The sequence below is a fragment of the Roseiflexus sp. RS-1 genome, assembly GCF_000016665.1.
GTDB lineage: Bacteria > Chloroflexota > Chloroflexia > Chloroflexales > Roseiflexaceae > Roseiflexus.
In genome coordinates, this window is sequence record NC_009523.1 from 26,901 (window position 1) to 47,319 (window position 20,419).

17 protein-coding genes are annotated in these 20,419 nt (G+C 59.1%); 4 read left to right on the forward strand and 13 right to left on the reverse strand.

Going from position 1 to position 20,419, the window contains the following annotated elements; all coding sequences use genetic code 11:
- Nucleotides 1-14: 14 nt before the first annotated feature.
- Nucleotides 15-1,382 (reverse strand): isochorismate synthase, encoded by a 1,368-nt coding sequence (locus ROSERS_RS00130; protein WP_011954829.1) that lies wholly within the window; start codon nt 1,380-1,382, stop codon nt 15-17.
- The gene (locus tag ROSERS_RS00135) at nt 1,372-2,001 is read right to left on the reverse strand and encodes a TetR/AcrR family transcriptional regulator (RefSeq protein WP_011954830.1); all 630 of its coding nucleotides are present in this window, start codon (nt 1,999-2,001) and stop codon (nt 1,372-1,374) included. The genes ROSERS_RS00130 and ROSERS_RS00135 overlap by 11 nt, the downstream gene beginning before the upstream one ends.
- 204 nt (nt 2,002-2,205) lie before the next feature.
- On the opposite strand from ROSERS_RS00135, the gene ROSERS_RS00140 reads away from it, so the two are divergent.
- Nucleotides 2,206-3,336 (forward strand): hypothetical protein, encoded by a 1,131-nt coding sequence (locus tag ROSERS_RS00140; RefSeq protein ID WP_011954831.1) that lies wholly within the window; start codon nt 2,206-2,208, stop codon nt 3,334-3,336.
- 802 nt (nt 3,337-4,138) lie between these two features.
- Here the strand turns inward: ROSERS_RS00140 and ROSERS_RS00145 are convergent.
- From ROSERS_RS00145 to ROSERS_RS00195, 11 genes are all read right to left on the reverse strand, one after another.
- Entirely contained in the window at nt 4,139-4,483 is a 345-nt protein-coding gene (locus ROSERS_RS00145; protein WP_011954832.1) for an STAS domain-containing protein, read from the reverse strand.
- The gene (locus tag ROSERS_RS00150; RefSeq protein WP_011954833.1) at nt 4,473-4,907 is read right to left on the reverse strand and encodes an ATP-binding protein; all 435 of its coding nucleotides are present in this window, start codon (nt 4,905-4,907) and stop codon (nt 4,473-4,475) included. Before ROSERS_RS00150 ends, ROSERS_RS00145 begins: the two co-directional genes overlap by 11 nt.
- A 21-nt stretch (nt 4,908-4,928) precedes the next feature.
- Entirely contained in the window at nt 4,929-6,497 is a 1,569-nt protein-coding gene (locus tag ROSERS_RS00155; protein WP_011954834.1) for a tetratricopeptide repeat protein, read from the reverse strand.
- Between the two features lie 108 nt (nt 6,498-6,605).
- The gene (locus ROSERS_RS00160; protein WP_011954835.1) at nt 6,606-7,703 is read right to left on the reverse strand and encodes a PP2C family protein-serine/threonine phosphatase; all 1,098 of its coding nucleotides are present in this window, start codon (nt 7,701-7,703) and stop codon (nt 6,606-6,608) included.
- A 6-nt stretch (nt 7,704-7,709) separates the two neighbouring features.
- On the reverse strand, nt 7,710-9,218 hold the full coding sequence (locus tag ROSERS_RS00165) for a CheR family methyltransferase (protein WP_083763235.1): 1,509 nt from the start codon (nt 9,216-9,218) through the stop codon (nt 7,710-7,712).
- Between the two features lie 187 nt (nt 9,219-9,405).
- Entirely contained in the window at nt 9,406-10,554 is a 1,149-nt protein-coding gene (gene cheB, locus ROSERS_RS00170; protein ID WP_011954837.1) for a chemotaxis-specific protein-glutamate methyltransferase CheB, read from the reverse strand.
- Nucleotides 10,555-10,719: 165 nt separating this feature from the next.
- Nucleotides 10,720-11,082, reverse strand: a complete 363-nt coding sequence (locus ROSERS_RS00175; protein WP_011954838.1) for a response regulator — start codon at nt 11,080-11,082, stop codon at nt 10,720-10,722.
- A gap of 70 nt (nt 11,083-11,152) precedes the next feature.
- Nucleotides 11,153-13,381: a hybrid sensor histidine kinase/response regulator gene (locus ROSERS_RS00180; RefSeq protein WP_011954839.1), complete on the reverse strand. Its 2,229-nt coding sequence runs from the start codon at nt 13,379-13,381 to the stop codon at nt 11,153-11,155.
- Nucleotides 13,382-13,441: 60 nt separating this feature from the next.
- A complete protein-coding gene (locus ROSERS_RS00185; protein ID WP_011954840.1) occupies nt 13,442-14,947 on the reverse strand; it encodes a methyl-accepting chemotaxis protein in 1,506 nt (501 codons plus the stop codon).
- Nucleotides 14,948-14,955: 8 nt separating this feature from the next.
- Nucleotides 14,956-15,372 (reverse strand): chemotaxis protein CheW, encoded by a 417-nt coding sequence (locus ROSERS_RS00190; protein ID WP_011954841.1) that lies wholly within the window; start codon nt 15,370-15,372, stop codon nt 14,956-14,958.
- Nucleotides 15,373-15,694: 322 nt separating this feature from the next.
- Nucleotides 15,695-16,159 carry a chemotaxis protein CheW gene (locus tag ROSERS_RS00195; RefSeq protein WP_011954842.1) on the reverse strand — a complete coding sequence of 155 codons (465 nt, stop codon included), beginning with the start codon at nt 16,157-16,159 and terminating at the stop codon, nt 15,695-15,697.
- 326 nt (nt 16,160-16,485) lie between these two features.
- Here ROSERS_RS00195 and ROSERS_RS00200 point away from each other — a divergent pair, with 326 nt between their 5' ends.
- Genes ROSERS_RS00200 through ROSERS_RS00210 form a run of 3 tightly spaced genes read left to right on the forward strand, consistent with a single transcriptional unit; the run spans nt 16,486 to nt 20,416 of the window.
- On the forward strand, nt 16,486-18,219 hold the full coding sequence (locus ROSERS_RS00200; RefSeq protein WP_049767443.1) for an ABC transporter ATP-binding protein/permease: 1,734 nt from the start codon (nt 16,486-16,488) through the stop codon (nt 18,217-18,219).
- Complete coding sequence (gene cydC, locus ROSERS_RS00205; RefSeq protein WP_011954844.1) at nt 18,216-20,000, forward strand: thiol reductant ABC exporter subunit CydC; 1,785 nt, start codon at nt 18,216-18,218, stop codon at nt 19,998-20,000. The genes ROSERS_RS00200 and cydC overlap by 4 nt, the downstream gene beginning before the upstream one ends.
- A complete protein-coding gene (locus ROSERS_RS00210; protein ID WP_011954845.1) occupies nt 19,997-20,416 on the forward strand; it encodes a YbaN family protein in 420 nt (139 codons plus the stop codon). The genes cydC and ROSERS_RS00210 overlap by 4 nt, the downstream gene beginning before the upstream one ends.
- Nucleotides 20,417-20,419: the final 3 nt, after the last annotated feature.

Sequence of the window (20,419 nt, forward strand, 5' to 3'; positions counted from 1 at the left end):
CCTGAGAACCGCGCCTACCGATACCCATCGGCGGGCAAACCGAGCGCCTCCAGCATCGGACGAAACTTGAGGTTCGTTTCGTCCCACTCGCGCTGCGGATCACTTGCCGCGACGATACCCGCCCCGGCATACAGCCAGGCGCGTGTCGTTTGTACGACTGCCGAACGAATGGCGACCCCAAACTGTCCATCGAGCCGTCGGTCGATCCAGCCGACCGGCGCTGCGTACCATCCGCGCGGCGCCGGTTCCAGTTCACCGATCAGGCGCATCGCCGCCTCACGTGGCTCACCGCCGAGCGCCGGCGTTGGGTGCAGGGTTGCGACGAGCGGCAGAACACCGCGCGGTTCGCGCAGTATCCCATCAATCGGCGTATGCAGGTGCTGAATATTGCTCAGCGTCATCACACCTGTCGCACCGACTTCCAGATGACGGGTCAGTGGAGTCAGGCGAGCACGCACCTCGTCCACCACAATCTGATGTTCATGGCGATCCTTAGCGCTATCGAGCAGCACTGCGGCAAGACGCTCATCTTCGTCGGGCGTCGCACCACGTCGGATGCTGCCAGCCAGCGCCATGGTCATCACCCGATCACCCTTCACCTGCACCAGCAATTCGGGTGTTGCCCCGAAGAACGCACGACCTGGACGCGGCTCGAACAGAAAGCGATAGGTATCGGGATAGCGTCGTTCCAGATGCGCCAGTGCACCATCAACATCCGCCGGTTCGTCGAACGATGCCTCAGCGATACGCGCCAGCACAACTTTCTTCAAAACGCCAGCGCGGATCTGCTGCACAATCCGTTCCACGCTGCGCGACCACTGATCGAACGGCATGGGATAGACAATACGCCCTGATGAATGACGAGCAGCAGGAGAAGAAGATACACGCTGCAACCGATCGATCTGCGCCAGCAACGCCTCGCGCAGATCGGGCGCCAGCGTGCGCGGATCTTCGCTGAGCGGTGCATGGACATTCAACGTCAACCAGAAGGAATTGCGGACACGCACCAGTTGATAATGCGGCAACACAAAGTGCGCTGGCGGAAAATCAGCCCATGCCAGATCAGGCACAAAATCGTCGCGGAACGAAAAGCCACCGAAGAGACGCGGCGCGGCGAGCGGCTCATGTTCATCGATCATGATTGCATGTTCGAACAACGCCCGCGCCTGCTGTTCAATCCCGGCAAAACGGTTGCCCCCCCACGCCATCAATTCAACCGCGATCCCCATGCCAGCGAATGCAATCCCATCGCGCGCACTCTCCCAGTACGACCGCGGTTGTCCGCGTGCAACATGCAGGAGATCGGCGGGAGACACCCCAGGGCATGGCATGCTCATGCTGATCAGGCGACCGTAGTGTTGCTGGTATGAGTTACGATGCACTGCCCTGATTCTCCTCCACGGGATAGTTGACGCTTCGCAGCAACAGCGGCACCAGGGTTGGCGGAATGCGCTCGGCGGGCGGGTCACCGGTCATCACCCAGCGGATCACCAGATTGTAGATAGCGCCCATCCAGGCGTGCGCCACGACTGTCGTATCGATCGGCTGAATCTCACCGACTGCAACCGCCTCATCGAGATGGCGCTTGATCAGCGCAGCAAAGCGATCGGTCACTTCGAGGCGTTTCTTCTCGAACGCCGCCCCCAGCCCCACCGCCTGAACCAGCAGGATTTTCGCCGGACGACGATACCTGCCGAACGTTTCGATCACCGCCATCACCGCTGCACGCACGCGGTCGATCCCGACCCGCGGTTGCCGCGCGATGGCTTCGGTGGCGCGCCGCTCGATCAGATCGGCAAACTGATCGACCAGCGCCAGGAAGAGGCGCTCCTTGTTGGGAAAGTAAAAGTAGATCGACCCCTTCGAGATATGCGCCGTCTCAACGATGTCGTCCAGACGTGCGTCGTGATACCCTTTCGACGCAAACACATCGAGCGCGGCTTCCAGAATGCGCTCGCGGGTGCTCACCGGCTCAGAACGTTTTTCAGTGGAATGAGTCATGGTTACTTCTAATCGACTGACTGGTCAGTACTGTTAATAGTATAGCATGGAAACGGATGTCTTTCTGCACCATTATGCCTTCCACGCAGCGTTAAAATTAACGATAGCGTGGCGTGTCACCTTTGACTGTCAGTTCAGCACACGACATCGGTTATAGTCTCGCCTCCCATGCCACACGCCCCGACTCTGTGAAGGAGAACGATTATGAAACGGTTTACGGCAATTCTTATGCTCTGCCTGAGCGCTCTGATCCTACCGCAGGCTGTGTCTGCCAGCAATCAGGAGCGTTGCTTCCGCGAAACCGGTTACTGCATCTCCGGACCGATTCTGCGTTACTGGGAGCGAAACGGTGGTCTGAGCACCTTTGGTTTCCCGATCAGCAATCAGGGGATGCAGATGGCGGAGGATCGGATGTTGCAGGCGCAATGGTTTGAGCGTGATCGCCTGGAGATCCAGGCGGATGGGCGAGTCACCGCCGGACGCCTTGGCGCGCGCTACCTGGAATTGCAGGACCGCCCCTGGCAGACATTCCCGACCGTCGACCAGGCAGATCCGGGGTGCGCATATTTTGCCATCACCCGTCATCAGGTGTGCGAGCCATTCCTGACGTACTGGCGCACCCGCGGCGGTCTGGAGCGGTTCGGATATCCGATCACCGAACGCATACGCGAAGAGATTGAGGGCAAGGTTTATGAGGTACAATACTTTGAACGCCGACGGATGGAATTCCACCCTGAACTTGCTGGCACCCCTTATGAAGTGCTGTTGGGGCGGTTAGGGGTGGAAGTCATGCGCATCGACGGTTGCGTTTCCCTTGAGCCGATGTATGAACCGACCGCTTACGCCTACCGGCGATTGCTCGGATGTCCGATAGCATCGTCGCGTGAACTGGTCAGTCCGACCGGTCCGGTTCAACTGAGGATGCGCCCTGTACCGCTTGCCGTTCAGCGTTTCGAGCGTGGCGTCATGCTATGGACGCGACGCTGGGGCGACGTGCCGGTCCCCAGCGAAATCTTCGTTCTCACCTCCAGTTCGACCGATCCGCAACGTTTTACCTGGCAGATGTTCGCCGACGAATGGACAGAAGGAACACCCATACGATTCAGCGAAACGCCGCCTCCTGGACGGTATGTGCCTGAACGTGGGTTTGGCTATGTATGGGTGCATAATGCGGAGGTGCGTTCGCGTTTGGGGTGGGCGATTGAACCGGAACAGGGCGAAACAGGGGGACACCGGCAGTTTCAGCGTGGTTTTATGATAACCCGCCCCTCAAACGATACGGTGTTCATCATTCTTGATGGGGGCGAAGCGCTCGTGGTACCGCGCAAGAACTGAGGACTGAGGACTGAGAACTGAGAACCAAGAACCAAGAACCAAGAACCGAGAACCGAGAACCGAGGACTGAGAACCGAGGACTGAGAACCGAGGACTGAGAACTGAGAACCGAGGACTGAGAACCGAGGACTGAGAACCAAGAACCGAAAACCAAGAACCGAGAACCGAGGACTGAGAACTGAGAACCAAGAACCGAGAACCAAGAACCGAGAACCGAGAACTGAGAACTGAGAACCAAGAACCAAGAACCGAGAACTGAGAACCGGGGACGTCGGCTGTCTTACGCCTGTTATCTTTCACCTCTTCCCCAAGACCCTTGAGGTCGGGCGACGTCCCCGGAATGGGCGCGGCTCCTTCGGCAAGCGACATTCAACGACAGGAACCGCCTCCACGGCAAAGACCGCAAGCATCGGAGACCTTCAGCCCGCACTCACAGAATGAGCGCGCCCCCTTCGGCAAGCGACATTCAACGACAGGAACCGCCTCCACGGCAAAGACCGCAAGCATCGGAGACCTTCAGCCCGCACTCACAGAATGAGCGCGCCCTCTTCGGCAAGCGACGCTCGCCCCCAGGAACTACCTCCACGGCAAAGACCGCAAGCATCGGAGACCTTCAGCCCGCACTCACAGAATGAGCGCGCCCTCTTCGGCAAGCGACGTTCGCCCCCAGGAACTACCTCCACGGCAAAGACCGCAAGCATTGGGGACGTTCAACCTTCAACCTTCAACCTTCAACCTTCAACCTTCAACCTTCAACCTTCAACCTTCAACCTTCAACCCTCAACCCCTCACTCGCGTCCCACTACCGATACGCAGCGAGATCACGCTCCTCGATGGGGGGCATATAGCGCGACATCTCGACCATCTTGAAGACCTTCTGATGGTGCGGGGTCACATTCATGGCGTACAGGGTATAGCCCGATTTCTTTGCCGACACGACAAACTTGAGCAGCGCCGAGATGCCTGCTGAGTTGATAAATGCCACATTTGCAAAATCGAGCACCGTGATCGGGCGCATGGCAGTTGCTGTTGCGACTGCCTCAATTGCGCTGGCCGACACGGCATCGACGCTATTGGTCATTATGTGGAGCACCGCGACATCGCCAAACTCCTCACGGCGGATCACTTCGTTCGTTTCATTCGTCATGGTCCTGGTTCCTCCGATAGAGACGTAGTGTCAGTGTTGTACCCGACTGTGACGAATTGACCTCGCAATCATCAACCAGTGCGCTGATCAGATACATGCCAAAGCCGCGATGCATGCCGGCATCGAGATTCTGCTCATCGACGACTTTCCGCGAGAAATCGATGGTATCGATGCCTCCGCCCTCATCGGTGACGTGCACCTCGAGTTTATCGTTATGGAGCGCAAAGACAACCTCCACCAGTTTACCGGGCTGACGCTTATTGCCATGGTCGATCGCATTGTTCACCGCCTCGCTCACCGCCAGTTTCAGATCCTCGACCCGTTCGGCGCTGAACCCCAGCGCACGTCCGACCTCATCGGCGCTGGCGCGGACGACGCGCTCAAAAATCGGCACAGACGGAATATTTACAAGAACCTGCTGCATGGACCCGTTACTCCTTGCAATTTACGACGACTCTAGCATGCCGACAGTGCGCTGGCGCATGGTCCGGCGCGTCACAGGCGCACTCGACTGTTCCTGGCTCGCCAGGTAGTCGTAGCGCCTGAGATACGCCTTGCCAAGCGATGTATTGCCAATCTGAAGGTACGAAGCGCCGAGATAATAGAGCGCCTGCACGTGGCGCGGATTGCGACGCAGCACTTTTTCAAACAGCGGAATGGCTCGCGCCGGTTCCATCAGTTCTTTGTAGCACAATCCGAGCATAAAGTTCGTCTCGACATCATCGGGCCAGAACTGGAGCACGCGGGCAAACTCTTTTGCTGCCAGGTCATAGCGGTTGCGTCGCACGTACATGTAGCCAAGGTCGTAGCGCAGAGAATGCGCGTCCGGAGCGAGTTCCACTGCCTTGCGCCAGGCTGCCAGCGCCCATCCCTCGCGTCCCATGAGGTTGTACATAAACCCCAGCAGGTAGTGCGCCTGCGGATCGTTGGGGAGCAGTTGCACGGCGCGCTCAAACGCTTTGACAGCGCCAGCGTGTTTGTTCATATCGTAGAGCAACTTACCCATATTCAGGAACAACTGACCATTGGTCGGGTGCAGTTTGGCGCACTCGAACAGGGTATCATACGCCTCGCGCATCTTGTTCTGAAGTTTGAGGATCGCGCTGATCCGAATGCGCGCATCGACGTAATATCTGTCCTGTGGCGGAATCTGGGCATACGCTTCAAGCGCTTCATCGAGACGCCGCGCGCGCGCCAGCAGATTGCCGAGCAGATAACGGGCATAATGTTCTTCGGGACGCCACTGGAGCAGCGCGCGGTAGATCCGTTCCGCCTCTTCCTCGTACCCCTGCTGTTTCAGATCGTTGCTGAGGCGGTAGTACCATTGGGCGACTTCCTCTTCCGAGCGGTTGACCAGCACCTCGTCCTGCAATTCTGGCGAGACGAAGGTCGGCTCGACGCGCAGCGCCTCGGCAAAGCAACGCTGCGCCAGTTCGTGCGCGCCGTGGCTCTGGTGCATCAATCCCATGTAGTAGCGCGGCTCTGCGGCCTGCGGGCGCGCCTGACACGCCTGATCGTAGTGAATGTACGCGCGACCGGCATCATCGAGGCGCTGATAGCAGCGTCCCAGTGAGAAGTGCGCCTCGTACAGGCGCGGATTGTGTTCGATGGCTTCCTTGAATGCGGCAATCGCGCGGTCGAGCCGCCCCTGCGCCGCAAATGCCACCCCCAGGTTGTAGTGCGCCTCAGCCAGTTGCGGATCGGTCTGCACGGCTTCGAGATACTCGCGCAGCGCCCCTTCCCAATCCTCCTGATACGCCAGCGCATTGCCGATGTACAGATAGATGATCGCCCGTTCGCGATCATAAATCTGAGCGCGTTCTTCACCTTCGATGTATGCAGCGATCAAAGCGGCTTTGAAATGCTCGATCGCATTGGCGTAGTCAGCGCGCAGGTAGGCGCGGATACCCTGACCGAACGCCGCGCCCAGGCGCGTTCCAGCCATGAATCGCTCGCTCCCGCTGAACGTGTCCAGATCGAGCGGCATGAAATTGAGCGGTTCTGTCGAACTCATCGTCTACCTGTGCCCTTCACCAGTCGGCGTGTGCACGTCGCTCCAGATCGACGCTTATTCTATTCTACTATGAACCCTTTCGTTATTGAAAGACGACTCGATTGCAGTTTAGTAGCGCATTGGTCCATATTTTTTCATGATTCGGTATTCTTCGAGCGTCAGACGGATCTGCGCGTTCAACTCGCGCGCCAGACCGCGCCCGAAACGACTCTGCACCGCTTTGACGATCTCCGGCAAGGCTTCCGTCCAGGCATCGGCGCCTTCGTGGTCATCGGGGCGCGGCAACGTCTCCCAGGCCTGCCCGGCGCGATCATCACCCAGGACATCGCGGAGAATGCTGTACAACTCATCGGCGAGTCGCTCGAACCGTCGTCGCACCGCCACAACGGTAATATCGTCATCCTGACCGGCGTCGCTCCAGGCGCGCAGTTCGTGCAGCAACCGTGCAACCAGGGCACGCGGCTTCAGGGTTGCGCTTTCGATCAACAGTCGCTCCAACCGCTCGTACCCGAAGTATTCGCCCCTGCTATTTGTCGCCTCGACCACGCCATCGGTGTACATCATCACCGTGGCGCCCGGTTCGATATCGGCGCATATCTCTTCGTAATCAACATCGTCATCGACGCCAAGCGGCAATCCTGAGAGTTCCAGTTCGCTGACGCGCCCGTTGAGCAGCAGCGGATAATGATGCCCGGCATTCGCCACCTGCACAATACCGTGGCGCAGATCGAGCACGGCATACAGCATGGTGATCATGCCCTGTGGAATGTCGGCGATGATCCCGCGATTAACGTCCGCAAGCGTCGGACCGGGTGTTGCGCCGCGCCGGGCGGCATAGCGAAACACGGTACGCGCGACGGCCATACGGAGGGCTGCTGGCAACCCTTTTCCTGAAACATCGCCGATCATGATCCCGTGGCGTTCCTCACCGAGCGGCAAAAAATCGTACAGGTCGCCTCCCAGATCGCGCGCTGGCAGCGAAATGGCGTGAATTTCCCATCCTGGCAGGCGTGGCACCGCTTCGAGCAGTAACCCTTGTTGAATATCACGCGCCAGGAGCAGTTCGTGCTCGATTTCCGCCTGACGACGCGCTTCCTCCGGGGTGAGCCGCGGCTGTGCAGGTCGCTCCCTGCGGCGCAGTCGACCGGTCGCTGCGTGACTGAGCAGCGTGAAGCGGTGAAAAGGTCGTTTGCGTTGACTTCGCATAGCGTTCTATGTCTCGAGCGATGCCAGGTGCTGCTCACACGTGGCGCGCAACCAACCAACCTCAACGCCTTCGAGGAGATCCTCCGCACGGTACGCTGCCAGTTTGCGCAGCGCGCTGCGAAATTCACGGGCAGCCAGTTCCTTCTTTCCCGCCTGACGGTATGCCATCGCCAGATGGTAGGAAACCAGCGCGGCGTCAGGATTCAGGTAGCGCGCCCGTTCGAGCGACTGAATGGCGTCGTGCCACTGACCCTGCCGCACATACATGGTTCCAAGCAAAAGGTAGGCATCGTCGCGCAATGCATCGATTTCGAGAGCACGGCGTACCTCCGCAATCGCCAGATCGAGTTCGCCACGGTTAGCGTGCACCCGCGCCACCAGCGTCAGCGCACGCGGCGCCAGCGATGAGTTGGGAGGAATGGTGCGCAAGACCTCCATTGCATCATCGAGCCTGCCAGCGTCGAGCAATGCCTGCGCCCGATCAAGATGATCGGCGTCGGCATTGGATGAGGTTGGTTTGGGCGTGATCGGCGCAATCGGAGACCGTCGTCCGTGCGAAGCGGTGCGCGGCGTGGCAGTGACCGGTGTCAGGCGCTGCGGCGCCTCCGCCGTTGTCGCCGGTTGACGCGACTCAGTGCGGCGCTGCAACGGCGAGGGCGGACGTTCAACCTTCTGGTAGACATACGCGCCCGACACTTCACGTGAGCGAAATCCGTCGAAGACATTCCAGAGCGTCTCTGAAAAACCGAGAAACAGCAACCCGTGGGACGGCAGACAGCGATAGAAGCGCTCGATCAGTGACCGCCGCGTTTCCGGTTGAAAGTAGATCGTCACATTCTGGCAGAAAATGGCATCGACCCGGTATGCCGTTGGTGGAAACGGTTCGAGGAGGTTCAACTGCTCGAAGTGCACCAGCGCCCGCACGGCATCCGCGACGAGAAAGCCGTCGCCGCGTTTCACAAAATAGCGACTGAGTAGCGACGGGGCGACGTTGTTAAGCGAACGACCGCGATAGAATCCGGCGCGCGCTTTTTCGAGCGCCAGATCACTGAGATCTGTCGCCCAGATCTCCACCGGTCGAATCATCGTCGACCCAAATGTTTCCAGCGCAGTGATTGCCAGCGAATACGCCTCCTCACCGGTTGCGCACCCGGCGCTCCAGATGCGGATCGGCTCACCGGCGGGCTTGCGACGGTGCATCTCGAACAGCAGCGTATCGCGCAACGCCTTCATATGCGGAGCATTGCGAAAGAAGCAGGTTTCGTGGTTGACGACCAACTCCGTCAGACGTTGCAACTCGTCTCGACCCGCAGGTGCAGTGATGCGACGCTCATACGCTTCGAGCGTTTCTTCCAGCGCTGCCAGGCGTTGCGCCAGACCGGACTCCAGCACCCGTTGCTGCGCTGTGTCGAGGTAGACGCCGCTGTAATCCGCCAGCAGGTTGCGCAAACGATCAAACGCTTCCTGCGATAGACGCACCGGCGGAGGAAGAAAGAGATCGTGCGCTGCGCTCATACAAACCGCCTGATCATCGTGACTGAACGTTCCGAAGCCTGTGCAACGTTCCTGTGTTTCACGTGAAACACGCTCTCCAGACCTTTCGTTCCTGCATCGCTTCTGCCATATGTTGCGCACAGCAGACGCTTGCGACGATCGAGCAGGATGCTCCTTCGCCCTGTTGCGACGCTCAACAATGGGATCTTCAACCGTTCACCTTGAAACCCATACTCGCCACCAGTTCAACCAATCGTGGCGCAATCGCGGTCGGCGGCAATACCTCCCGCACTGCACCAAGCTGAATGGCTGCACGCGGCATGCCAGAGATCGCGCAACTCGCCTCGTCCTGCGCAATTGTGTAGGCGTTACGACGGTAGAGCGACAACATTCCATACGCCCCATCGCGTCCCATGCCGGTCAGCAGCACACCGATCGCGCGCGATCCGTACACATCGGCAATCGCCTGCATGGTAATATCAATCGACGGGCGTTGCATTAGCAACGGTGCATCGCTCAGGTGGATCGTTCCCTGGTGCGTCACCAGCAGGTTGCGCCGGTCAGGCGCAATCAGCGCTTTCCCCGGTCGCACCGGCGCTCCCTCCTGCGCAATCTGCACCGGCAGCGTACCGGCGCTCGCCAGCCATTCAGCCATTCCGTCGCTGAACCCTTCTGCAATATGCTGCACAATCAGTACAGCCGCCGGAAATGATCGCGGCAATCCGGCAATGATCTGATGGATGATCCGTGGACCGCCGGTGCTGGCGCCGATGACGACGACCGGACAGAGCGAAGCGTCGGACGCATTGGCCGATGCTGGAATGGACGCTGGCGTGATCGCAGGATGCGGTGGTGCTTCCGGTGGCAGCGCCTGATGGTCGAGCGACGCTGGCGGCGACGGTGATCCATCGTTGAGAGCGCGGCGGCGACCGCGCAGATGGGTCACAACCTTGACGCGCGACAGGATTTTGACGCGCCTCACCAGATCGCGCGCGGCGTGTTCAAGCGCCTGCGGGTCGCTGCCGCGCGGTTTCTCGACCACTTCGAGCGCACCGGCGCCGAGCATCTTGAAGGTGATGTCCACATCATAACTGGCAAGCGATGCCGTCAGCACCAGAATCGGCGTGGGACAATACGCCATCAGATGTTCGGTCGTGGCCACCCCATCCATCACCGGCATGCGTACATCCATCGTCACAACATCGGGGCGCAACTGCTGCACCAACTCAATCGCCTCACGTCCGTTCGACGCCACGCCGACAACCTGGATGGCAGGATCGCGTTGCAGCATGTCGGTGATGAAACGCCGCATCATGGCAGAGTCGTCAACAACGACGACACGGATGGGTCTGGTCATGCGTCAACTCATTTCGTCTCAACGAAAACGACACGCGATAACAGAACCTGCGTGCATGCCAGAAAGCCGCCGATTGCTCCGGCGGCGCATCTCTGAAACCCAGGATATGCCACTGGTGTATGCGCTGCACGGCATCCGAACGGTGCCGCCCCGATACCGCACGTGCTAGTCCATCTCCAGGATCATCTTGACCCGATTGGGAAGATTAAGGAGATCAACATCTTTGTTCAGGTAGTCATCGACGCCTGCCTCGAATGCTGCGTGCTTGTCGTCACTCGAGGTCAGCATAATGATGCGCAGATCATCGAATGCCGGATTATCGCGCAACCGGCGACAGACTTCGTACCCGTCAATCCCCGGCATATGGACGTCGAGCACCAGCAGATCCGGCACTTCTTCCTCAATCGCTTTGAGCGCTTCTTCGCCGCTATGCGCCAGTCGCACCTCGTAGCCGTACATGCCAAGCCGCATCTTGACAATATCGGTGACCAGTTTGCTATCATCGACGACCAGGATCTTTTCCGCCATAGTAAACCTCGTGTCCTTTCGCGTCGCAACCGGCTTGTCGGGCCCGAGCAACGATAGAAGACAGGAATGATCACATGCCGATCAACTGCTGGATCGTCTCCAGCAGATTGTTCTGGTTGAATTGACTTTTGACGATATACGCCTGCGCACCGACTTCCAGCCCTCGCCGACGATGCGCCTCCGACGCGAGACTGGTCACGATAATGACCGGCAGGTCGGTCTTGCCCAGTTCGCTGCGGATGCGACTGGTCAGGGTGAAGCCGTCCACTCGCGGCATTTCGACATCGCTGACGACGAGATCGTAGGTTTCGGCGCGTAACCTGTCAAGCGCATCGAGTCCATCGACGGCGGTCGCCACATCGTATCCGGCGGCGCTCAGAATGCTGCGGATCAATTCGCGAGTGGCGAACGAGTCATCAACAACCAGCAACCGGGCGCGGCGCCGCGCACTTTGATCCTGTGTCGGCGCGATGAGCGCCGTCCCCCGCCCAAGCTGGATGAGCATCGACGGGTTGAGCAGCAACGCCAGCCTCCCATCGCCGAGCTGCAGTGCGCCGCTATAGCGGCGCTGCTTCTCCAGCAGCGGTCCCAGCGGTTTGATAACTGCTTCGCGTTCATCAACCATACGATCAACCAGCAGCGCCATAGGGCGCCGTGCGCCGCCGACCAGCAGCGCTGGTGCGCGCGTTGCAGCGGCAAACGGGTGACCGTTCGCAATTCCCAGCAACTCGTCCAGCCGGAGCAGCGGCGTGAGCGTCTGATGATGCTGGAAGACCGCCCGCCCCTCAACGGTGCGGATCTGATTGCGCCGCACCCATACCGTCCCCTGACATCCAGACGCCGGGAAACCGAACAGTTGACCGCCGGCTTCGATCAGCAGCACCCGCGTGGTGATCAGCGTCAGCGGCAAGGAAAGGGTCACCTTCGTGCCGATGCCGGGTTGCGACTCGACCTGCACTTCGCCGCCGATGTCGGCAAGATTGGTGCGTACCACGTCCATCCCAACGCCCCGTCCGGAAACATCGGTGATCAGTTTTGCCGTCGAAAACCCGGGCATGAAGATCAACTCCAGCGCCTCCTGATCCGAGAGCGCGGTTGCAGCTTCGCTGCTGATCAACCCTTTGCGCACCGCCGTCTCGCGCAACTGTTGCGGATCCATGCCGCGCCCATCGTCGCGCACCGTAATCAGCACTCTGCCGCCATGCGCCTGCGCTGCGATCTCGATCACTCCCTGGCGCGGCTTCCCCAACCGCTCCCGTTCATCAACCGGCTCGATGCCATGGTCGATGGCGTTACGGATGAGATGCACCATCGGATCGGCGAGCGCTTCGATAACCTTGCGATCCAGTTCGGTCGTTTCACCCGCCAGCAACAACGTCGCTTCCTTGCCAAGATCGCGCGCCAGTTCACGCACGGCTCGCGGAAGGTTGGCGTAGAGAGTGGAAACCGGCGTCAGACGGATCGCCATGACCTCCTGCTCGAGATCGTCGATCAATTGCGCTTTATGGGTATTGTGCTGTCCGATGCGTTCCAGTTGCATCCGGACGAGCGCGCCGACACGCTCGCCTGCATTGAGTGCGACATTCATTTCGCGATCAAAGAGTTCTCGCTGGGCTGGCGACAGCCGCATCCGCCGTAATTCCGACTCAAGGGTCAACAGGGCGCGTTGCTGCCGCTCAACAAGCGCTTTCACTTCTTCCAGCGCCTGAAGATGCGCCTCTTCGATCTGTCTGCCGATCGACAGTTCACCCGCCAGGTTTAGCAACCGATCCAGCCGATCCACCCGCACGCGCACCGTCTGACGCGCCCGTTCGCGCCCGCCGCGCGGCAGAGATGGCGAGGAACCCTCATCAACCGGCGGGTGTGGTTCAACGAGGGGTGCAACCGGACTTTCGACGGCAGGCGACGGTTGCGGCAAGCCTCGCCCAAGCCGACTCGTCAGTGCATCAACATCGATTGACGAAGGCTTGCCGTCAATTGCAGCCGCAACCAGTTCCAGGATTGCATCGCTCCCCTTCAACAGTTCATCGGTCAGAAAACGATCAAGTGAGCGCCGTCCATCACGGACTGCCGCCAGAATGTGTTCGCAGGTGTGCGCCACTTTGCCAACCGCTTCCAACCCAAGCATCCGCGCCGAGCCTTTGATCGTGTGCATGGCGCGAAAAATGGCGTCGATCTGCGCACGGCGCGCCTCTCCCTCCAGCCCGTTGTCTTCGAGCGCCATGAGACCTTCGGTGACAATGCGGATGTTCTCCGCAGTTTCATCACGAAATTGACTGTAGAACGACGCCAGATCCATAGATGTGAAGCATACCGTTGGAGTTCATCCGATGTCCCGACCAGACATTCGCATCCCGACTCAGGCCACCCGACCCGCGCCATCCTGTGAAAGTCCATGCAGCCGATTGGCAATCGCAGTCAGACGTTGGGCAGCGTCCTGCACCTGACGCGCACCGGCAGCGGTGCGACGCGCCACGTCGGCGATCTCGCGCATGGTTTCCACCACCTGCTCACTGGCGCTCTGCTGTTGTGCAGTCGCCAGATTGATCTCGGCGCTGCTCTGGGCAGTGCGCTCCGCCGCCATCACAATCACGTCCATCACCTGACCGGCGCTGTGCGCCAGTTCGACGCCGGCAGCCACTTCTTTGCCGCCTTCCTCCGCCGCCAGCACGGCAGCGTTGGTGGCCTGCTGGATTTCAGCGATCACGCCCTTGACCTCTTTGGCAGCAACCAGTGCGCGGTTCGCCAGACTTTTGACTTCCGCGGCGACCACGGCGAACCGGCGACCATGCTCACCTGCGCCGGCGGCTTCGATGGCGGCGTTGAGCGCAAGCAGATGGGTCTCGTCCGAAAGATCGTTGATCAGGTCGATGATTTCGCCGATCTGCTGCGACCGCTCGCCGAGATTCAGCACCCGCGCCGATACATCCTGCATGCGGCTGCGGATGCGATCCATCGCCTGAATACTTTTATCAACGGCTTCCTGCCCCTCGCTCAGGTTTTCGAGCGTCTGCCGCGCCGCTTCCGCCACCTGCTCGGCGGCGATGGCGATCTGGCGCGCTGTTGAACCCAATTCTTCAATTGTCGTGCTCACCTGCGATACGGCGCTTGCCTGCTCGGAAGCCCCGCTCGCCTGTTCGTGCGAGGCGCGCAGCAGTTCAGTCGCGGCTGCCGAGAGTTCGCTTCCCAGTTCGACCTGCTGGATGTTTTTTTCGATCAGACGCTGGTTGGTTTCATACAACTCTTCCGACTGCGCACGGGTCTGCTCCAGGAAGCGCGTGGTGCTGGTCGACCAGAGCGATGCAACATAGGTGAGCAATCCACCGACGCTGGCGAAGAAGATGACGAATGCCACAGTACGCGGCAATCCGGGAACATCGTTCTGTGGTTGCACCACGCCGACGGTTTCGGCAACGGCGAGAAGCAGGTAGGCAAGCAATGCGACGCCGAACAGGCGAGGACTTTCCGCAGCGCGTCCAAATAGCCCGGCCACGACCACCGGAAACAGAAACGCTATCCCGGCAGGACCTGTGACTCCGCCACCCAGGTAGATCATGCCGATAACATAGAAGAGTGAACCGTACAAGAAAATATTTGACGCGACTGTCGCCGTGCTGAGACGCAACGCGCCAAGCGTGCCACCCACGATCACGGCGATCATCGCAATGACCCCGGCTGCTGCACCGACAGCCTGCAGCGGCATAATGCCGACCAGGGCGAGAACGATGAACAGTATGCTGCCGACACCGGCAACTCCGCCAAACACCATCGTCAGATGGGTCAGTACTCTGGCTCGTTCCTCGTCGTGACTCTGCGGATTGGTGATAACGCTTGCAAAGATTTTATGATTCGATGCCTGTTCCATAACGCTGCTCACTTCTGTTCCGAAGCGTGTGTTCGCTGTAACAAAATGCTGCGTGCAATCGCCCGCACATCGAGTTGCACGACAGGCTGGTCATTGATCAGCAGGACGCCGGTCGTCCAGGGTTCACGCAACCGCTCGCGCAACAACGGCGGCAGCGGTTGAACGTCCGCATATTCGACAATCGTATCCACGGCATCGACCAGCAACGCAATGTTGCGCCGTCGCAAGGGAATGATCAATGCGTGCCGCCGCTGTACCGTGCTGACATCGGCTGGATCGATCAGCGGTCCCAATTCCACAGCGATCACAGAAGGATCGGCGTCTTCCCGCCTCCCGTCGTCGCCTCGCGTCATAGCGCGCAGGGTCGCCACATCTTCCCGCCGCACAATATAGCGATGCTGCGCTGTTCGGATGATGAGTAACATTTCGAGAACCGAGAACCGAGGTAACTGCTCAGGCGTGCGGTTGAAACCGCGCCTGAGAGGACGCTTCGCGCCGGGCGACCGCCTATGCGGTCGCCGTGGCAGCGTCCACGCAGGTGGACGCCCGGCGAAAAGTCTTCCAGAGGCGATTTCAATCGCTGAACTGAGTAACCGAGAACCAAGAACCAAGAACCAGGAACCGAGAACCGAGAACCGAGAACCAGGAACCAGGAACCGAGAACCAGGAACCAAGAACCAGGAACCAGGAACCAGGAACTGAGAACTGAGCGTGGAATATTCACCTTCAACAACCACATGTTCGCCCTCAACCCTCCCGCAGTGCAGCCACGATTTCACCAATGTCGAGCAGCGCTACCGTCTGATCGTTATGGTACGCAACAGCACGGAGGAACCGGGCACGCGCCGGATCAAGCCCGACCGGCGGTTGACCAAAGGCGTCTGCCGGCAGTGATTCCAGATCGATCACGGCATCGACCAGCAACGCCATACCGATATCGTCGTGCACGACAGAAATCAGACGGGTCGAGCGAGTTGCTTCGATAGACGGCATTCCCAGAACCAGGCGCAGATCGACAACCGGCAGGATGACGCCACGATGACTGACGATACCTGGGATCGCCGGCGGCGCACCGGGAACAGGAGTATATGATCGATACCGCCCGACTTCACGAACATGGATTGACGGCAGCGCGTAGATCTCGTCTGCGAGACGAAACAGCAGGACATGTTGCTCAGTACGTTCGGCAAGGTCGGGTTGTGCACCTGTCATGGATAGCAAAAAATGAACAACGACTCATCTCCTCTGCGACAGCATACTATGGAAGATCGGCGAAGGTCAAGCGCCCGACAGTACCGGAACCTGATCGGTTTGCATACGATTTGGTGAATGGGCATTGAAGGTTGAAGGTTGCAAGGTTGAAGGTTGAAGGTTGCAAGGTTGAAGGTTGAAGGCTGGAACGTTGAAGGTTGAAGGTTGGAAGGTTGAAGGTTGGAAGGTTCAACGTTGAACGCTCAACGTTCGACAGTCATTGACATCTTCTATCATTACTGTTACCATACTGCTGACAGTCCGGTCGTGTATTGATACCAAGTCGTATGATGGGCATTGACAAACGTCTGTTCTCCCGTCAGACAGGAAGATGGGTTGCAATCTCCGCCATCGCGGGATTGGCGACGGTGGTCTTGAACATTGCCCTGTTTGCGATGGTGGGTTGGGCAATAGAGGGGCTAAGGGTCGGTGCGTCCATTTTCTCCATTGGCACGCTGATCGGCGCCTTGACCCTGATCGCAGGCAAGGGCTTCTCCGGATGGCTTGAGCGCTTTGCCGCAGCGCAGGCGGCAGCCGACACGAAAATCGCAGTTCGCGATACGATCTATGCCCATGCCCTGCAAATCGGACCGGTCGGGCTGGATCGTGAGCGCACGGGCGAATTGGTCAATACCTCCGTCGATGGCATGGACTGGCTGGAGCAGTACTATAGCATCTACCTGGCGCAGTTCTTTGTTGGCATGATCAGCCCTGTGCTGGTCATCGCCTACCTTGCCACGCAGGATATCGTGACAGCGCTGATTCTGCTGCTGGCATTGCCGCTGCCGCCGCTCCTGCTGGGAGCGACTTCCCAACGGTTCAAAGCAGTCAGCGATCGCTTTTTTGCGACTGCGAACCATTTGAGTGCCCAGTTCCTCGACAGCCTGCAAGGATTGACGACCCTCAAGATGTTCAATCAGGGAAAAGCTCGCGGCGAGCAGTTTCGTCAGGAAAATGAGACGCTACGCCGGGAAACGATGCGCCTGCTGGCGGTTAATCAGATCATGCTGTTTGTCGTGGACGGTGGATTCGCCCTGGCGACAACGACAGCGTTGACGCTCACATCGCTCTGGCGGCTGTCAACAGACAGCATTACGCTGGGAACAGCCGTTACCTTCGTCCTGCTCAGCTTCGAGCTTGCCCGCCCGCTCAATCTTATCGGGCAGTTTTTCTTCGCTGGCGCCATCGGTCGCGCAGTGGCGAAAAAGATTACCGCGTTTCTTGATACGCCGCCAGGAGTCGCAGAGACGTCTCCGTCGGCGCATACGATCACCATCACCACTGCGCCTGATATTCGATTGGAGGGTGTGACATTCCAGCATGTGGGAAGAGACGCTCCTGCACTGGACAATTTCTCGCTGACCATCCGGGCGGGTGAACGGGTTGCGCTGGTGGGGGCGAGCGGCGCCGGGAAGAGCACGGTCTTCCATTTGCTGCTCCGCTTTATCGCAGCACAAAAGGGGACTATTCTCATTAATGGCATTCCTATCTCGGAGTTTTCACCTGACCAGCTGCGTGCATCGATTTCACTGGTATCGCAAGACCCCTACATCTTCTACGGAACTGTCGAGGAAAATCTGCGGGTGGCAAAGCCCGACGCAACCGCCGAGGAACTGGAACGCGCCATGCGCGCCGCACACTTTGATGACGTTGTCGCGCAACTCCCCGCCGGTTTGAGCACCATTATCGGCGAACGCGGCAGCACCCTGAGCGGCGGACAGGCGCAGCGTCTGGCGCTGGCGCGTGCATTCCTGAAGGACGCGCCGATCGTGCTGCTCGACGAGCCAACGTCACAACTTGATAGTCAGACTGAAGCGGTTATTCAGGATTCTATCGACCATCTCCTCAAAAATAAGACGGTGATCATTATCGCTCACCGTTTGAGCACGGCCAGTCGCGCCGATCACATCGTGGTGATGGAGCACGGACGAATTGTCGAGTCAGGTTCGCCTGCCGGGCTGCTGCGACAGAACGGCGTATTCGCACGTATGGTTCATCTCGCTTCAGGAGTTATGCGATGAGCCGATCCGGGATTCTCAGACGTCTGCTTGATATCTTGCGCCCTCTGTATTGGGTGATGGCGATCTCGATTATAGCGCGCATTTTGAACCTTCTTGCCGGAGCAGCGCTGCTGGCAATCGGCGTCTATGCGGTAGCGCGTGCCGCTCTCGCTGAACCGCTCGCGCTGGAAACGGTTGCGGTCACGCTGGTGATGCTGGCGCTGTTCAAAGGCACCGTCCGGTATATCGAACAGTACACCGGGCACTATGTTGCATTTCACCTGCTCGCCCAACTGCGCTATCAGTTCTATAGCGCCCTGGAACCACAGGCGCCGGCCGGGCTGCAACGCCTGCGCAGCGGCGATGCCGTCTCGCGCGTGATAGCGGATATTGATCGTATTGAACCTTTCTATGCGCATACGATTGCGCCCTTCTTCGCCGCCATCATCACACCACTGGCGTTGCTTCTGGTCCTTGGACTGTACCATATCACCCTTGTCCTGGGGTTGCTGCCGTTCCTGCTGCTGATCGGCGTTGTTGCGCCATGGATCGCCTACCGCGCAAGTCGCTCTCCTGCTGCAAAAACACGCATCATTGCAGGAGAGCTCAGCGCTTTGCTGACCGACAGTTTTCAAGGCGTGCGCGAGGTTCTGGCGTTCAACTACGGCGAACGCCGCCGCGCGCTCCTGCGCGCTGCCGGTGAGCGGCTGCGCAATGCGCAGAATGAACTGGTTCGCGCCGGCGCGATTCAAAATGGGGTGATCGAAGCGTTCATAGCAGGCGGTGTGTTGACGCTCCTTGCCATCAGCGCCTGGCTTGTCCGATCTGACGCGCTGGCCGTCAGCGATGTTCCGGTCGTTGTGGCGCTGGGATGGATGGCGTTTCAACCGTTGCTGGGCGTCAGCGGCGTCATCAACGATTTTAACGGCGCGATGGCGAGCGCAGAGCGTCTGTTCACACTGATGGATCAACCCCCGGTCGTCAGGGAGCCAGCCCATCCACGACCGTTTCCGGTCAATCAACCGCTGCACCTGCGCTTCGAGCATGTCTCGTTTTGCTATCCGCAGGAGTCCGAAGAAAAGAGCGTTCAACCGGCACTGGACAATGTGACCTTCGAGATACCCTTCGGTCGCTCCATCGCCATTGTGGGCAGAAGCGGCGCAGGAAAATCAACACTGCTCGCACTTCTGCTCCGCTTCTGGGACCCGACTGCCGGACGTATAACGCTGAACGGCATCGATATTCGCGAGTTGTCGCTGACGGCATTACGCGACCATATTGCGGTCGTTTCGCAAAACGCGCATGTGTTCAATACGTCCATCCGTGAGAACATTCGACTGGGCAATCCGTCGGCTCCAGAGCAGGAGATCATCGCAGCCGCGAGAACCGCCCGTTTGCACGACTTTGTCATGACCCTGCCGCACGGTTACGATACGCCGGTCGGTGAACTGGGCAATCGATTCTCCGGCGGACAGCGGCAACGACTGGCGCTCGCGCGCGCTTTGCTGAAGCATGCGCCGATTCTCGTGCTCGATGAAGCAACTGCCAATCTGGACCCGGAAACGGAGCACGCTATCCAGGACGCTCTGCGGGAAACCGCAGAGGAACGCACAACGATCATTATTGCGCACCGTTTGTCGGCAGTGCGCATGGCTGACGAGATTCTGGTGCTGGACAACGGTCGATTAGTCGAGCGTGGCGCCCACGACGATCTGCTCATGCGCAATGGAGCATATGCGCACCTCTTTGCACAACAGCGCGATGTGTGGGAAGACCTGCACCAGGAAAGGGTCGGTGTATGAGCAATACAGACAAGACATCAACCGCATCCACTGCGCCCTCAAACCCTCTTTTGCGTACACTCTTACTGGTGGGTGGAACGTTTTTTCTCATGCTCGGATTTTTGGGTGCGTTCCTGCCGGTTCTCCCTTCAACACCCTTTTTTCTTCTGGCTGCTGCCCTGTTCTTCCGCTCTTCGCCACGTCTGCATCGCTGGATGACCGGTCATCCCTTAATCAGACCACATCTTCAGCGCTTTCAGCAGGACCGTTCAATGACCATGCGTGCAAAGGCGACTGTCCTGGGGCTTGCCTGGATCGTGCTGCTCGCTGCGGCGATCTTTCTGGTCGATAGCCTTTTTATGCGCGGTTTTCTCATCGGACTGGCGATTGTCAAGACGATCGTCATTCTGCGTCTCAAGACTGCCCGACCGTCGTAGCAT

Bases quoted from the DNA above. Each gene is read 5' to 3' on its own strand.
- ROSERS_RS00135 (WP_011954830.1), bottom strand. From the start codon at position 2,001: ATGACTCATTCCACTGAAAAACGTTCTGAGCCGGTGAGCACCCGCGAG.
- ROSERS_RS00140 (WP_011954831.1), top strand. From the start codon at position 2,206: ATGAAACGGTTTACGGCAATTCTTATGCTCTGCCTGAGCGCTCTGATC.
- ROSERS_RS00145 (WP_011954832.1), bottom strand. From the start codon at position 4,483: ATGACGAATGAAACGAACGAAGTGATCCGCCGTGAGGAGTTTGGCGAT.
- ROSERS_RS00150 (WP_011954833.1), bottom strand. From the start codon at position 4,907: ATGCAGCAGGTTCTTGTAAATATTCCGTCTGTGCCGATTTTTGAGCGC.
- ROSERS_RS00155 (WP_011954834.1), bottom strand. From the start codon at position 6,497: ATGAGTTCGACAGAACCGCTCAATTTCATGCCGCTCGATCTGGACACG.
- ROSERS_RS00160 (WP_011954835.1), bottom strand. From the start codon at position 7,703: ATGCGAAGTCAACGCAAACGACCTTTTCACCGCTTCACGCTGCTCAGT.
- ROSERS_RS00165 (WP_083763235.1), bottom strand. From the start codon at position 9,218: ATGAGCGCAGCGCACGATCTCTTTCTTCCTCCGCCGGTGCGTCTATCG.
- cheB (WP_011954837.1), bottom strand. From the start codon at position 10,554: ATGACCAGACCCATCCGTGTCGTCGTTGTTGACGACTCTGCCATGATG.
- ROSERS_RS00175 (WP_011954838.1), bottom strand. From the start codon at position 11,082: ATGGCGGAAAAGATCCTGGTCGTCGATGATAGCAAACTGGTCACCGAT.
- ROSERS_RS00180 (WP_011954839.1), bottom strand. From the start codon at position 13,381: ATGGATCTGGCGTCGTTCTACAGTCAATTTCGTGATGAAACTGCGGAG.
- ROSERS_RS00185 (WP_011954840.1), bottom strand. From the start codon at position 14,947: ATGGAACAGGCATCGAATCATAAAATCTTTGCAAGCGTTATCACCAAT.
- ROSERS_RS00190 (WP_011954841.1), bottom strand. From the start codon at position 15,372: ATGTTACTCATCATCCGAACAGCGCAGCATCGCTATATTGTGCGGCGG.
- ROSERS_RS00195 (WP_011954842.1), bottom strand. From the start codon at position 16,159: ATGACAGGTGCACAACCCGACCTTGCCGAACGTACTGAGCAACATGTC.
- ROSERS_RS00200 (WP_049767443.1), top strand. From the start codon at position 16,486: ATGATGGGCATTGACAAACGTCTGTTCTCCCGTCAGACAGGAAGATGG.
- cydC (WP_011954844.1), top strand. From the start codon at position 18,216: ATGAGCCGATCCGGGATTCTCAGACGTCTGCTTGATATCTTGCGCCCT.
- ROSERS_RS00210 (WP_011954845.1), top strand. From the start codon at position 19,997: ATGAGCAATACAGACAAGACATCAACCGCATCCACTGCGCCCTCAAAC.